This is a genomic window from Clostridioides mangenotii TR, from assembly GCF_000498755.1.
Taxonomy (GTDB): domain Bacteria; phylum Bacillota; class Clostridia; order Peptostreptococcales; family Peptostreptococcaceae; genus Metaclostridioides; species Metaclostridioides mangenotii_A.
The window spans coordinates 1-1,911 of record NZ_AXUS01000063.1; the positions used below are offsets into that span (position 1 = coordinate 1).

Annotated in this window: 2 protein-coding genes; both read left to right on the top strand. The window is 30.3% G+C overall.

Annotation, left to right across the window (positions count from 1 at the left end):
- The first annotated feature begins 34 nt into the window (after positions 1-34).
- Positions 35-853: a DnaB-like helicase C-terminal domain-containing protein gene (locus T473_RS0115525; RefSeq protein ID WP_161627588.1), complete on the top strand. Its 819-nt coding sequence runs from the start codon at positions 35-37 to the stop codon at positions 851-853.
- Positions 854-1,078: 225 nt separating this feature from the next.
- Positions 1,079-1,911 (top strand): hypothetical protein (locus T473_RS0115530; RefSeq protein WP_024622616.1); only part of this gene is annotated, 833 nt, incomplete at its 3' end.

Below are 1,911 nucleotides of genomic sequence, written 5' to 3' on the forward strand. Positions count from 1 at the left end.
TCAGCTTTAAATATGGTTGGGAAGATGTGAAGATGTGAAGATTGAGCAATTGTATTACACAGAAGAGGACAAGCAAGAAATAGATAAGGGAGAAAATCTTGGTACTGATTTTGCAAAAATACTAAGTTGGGTTGATGAAGAGGGAAGAGAAAGATATATACTAGGGTCGAAAATACTGAATGCAGCAATGACAGGTTTAAATTCAAAGAATGGGGTTCATTTCGTAGGGGGATTTTCTGGAACAGGTAAAACAACATTTTCATTAGTATCATATGCACTAGCCTTAGTAACTAATGGTAGTAAAGTGATAATAGTTAGTAATGAACAAACAAGTAAGTATTATAAAGCAATCTTATTGTCATTCATTTGTAGAGAAGTGTTTAACTGTTTAACTATTGATAGAAATAAGATAAAAAAATGGAGTTTCAGCAAAGATGAAACTATAGTTGTAGAGAAAGCGAATGAATTTCTAAAAGATCATATTTATAATAAATTAAACTTTGCAAATATAGATGAGCCAGATGTTGACAAGGTAATGAAACTAGGTAAACAATTATGTCTAGCTGAAGGTTATGACACCTTGATATATGAGACTATGAAAGTTGATGACCCTACATCGGGAACAGTAACAGGAGAGTTAGTAAGAGATAGTAGAAAACTTGATAAGTTTGGAACAAAGATGAATATGAAGATCATATGTCCAGTACAGTTGGCAACATATATGGAAGGAAAAGTCTCATATCTCACAAGTGCTTGTTTAAGTGCGAGTAAACAAATAAAAGAAGTTGCAAACTCTATTGTATTAATGAGAAAAGTACTACCAGAGGAATTAGATCCAAAAGATAAAATGTAATATGAGGCCATATAAACTGATTAAGGATAAACCAACAAACAAATGGTCAAAAGAGTACTTAAAAGAATTTAGATCCAAATAAAAAATATAGATATATGCAGCTAGATAAGAATAGAGAAGGTGATGATAGTCTGTCATTATTATATGAGTTTGATAATAAATCAGGATATTTTAAAGAAATTGGACAATTAGAAAGCGTATATAAGGGTCAGTTGAGTTATTGATATGGATTTAATAGAGAAAATAAAAGAAACCGATATTATCAGAATATTGGGTGAATTGGGGAGCCCTTTATTCGAGGAAGATGAAGAGAAGATGATTTTTAATACTATTGCATGTCATCCAACAACTGGAGATAGTAACAAATTATATTACTACAAATCAAATAAGAAATTCTTCTGTTATTCAAAATGTGGGTCAATGTCTTTATATGATTTAGTAATGAAATCAAGAAATTTTGATTTTACTGAATCTAAAAAGTATATTCAAAAAATACTTGGATATGGCTGTGAATTTGAACCCAAAAAAGGTTTCGGATCTGCAATTAAAAAGATACAACACACAGATGTAACAGAAGTTGAAATAGAACATCTTGAAACAGTTGATAAACCATATTTGCATACTTTATTCTCTCAAGTTGATATACCTGAATGGAATACAGAAAATATAAAATTTAATACAATGAAGAAATTTAATATACATTTTGATTCAAATAATAGGCAAATAATTATCCCACATTTTTCTTGGGATAGTGATGAAAGAACTATAGGAATTAGAGTACGTAATTTAGACCCATATAAAATTGAGCACTATGGAAAGTATAATCCTTTATGGTATAAGGGAGTTTGTTATAACCATAAAACAGGAGCGAATTTATATGGGTTTAATTTTACCAAAAATGCAATTATTAGAGATAAAAAAGCCATTTTATTTGAAGGTGAGAAGTCTGTGTTACAGATGGATAGTATCTATAGAAACAATAATTGTTCTGTGGCCGGATGTGGTAGTAACTTCAGCAGAATGCAAAAGAAAATATTACTTGATGCGGGAGTCGAAGA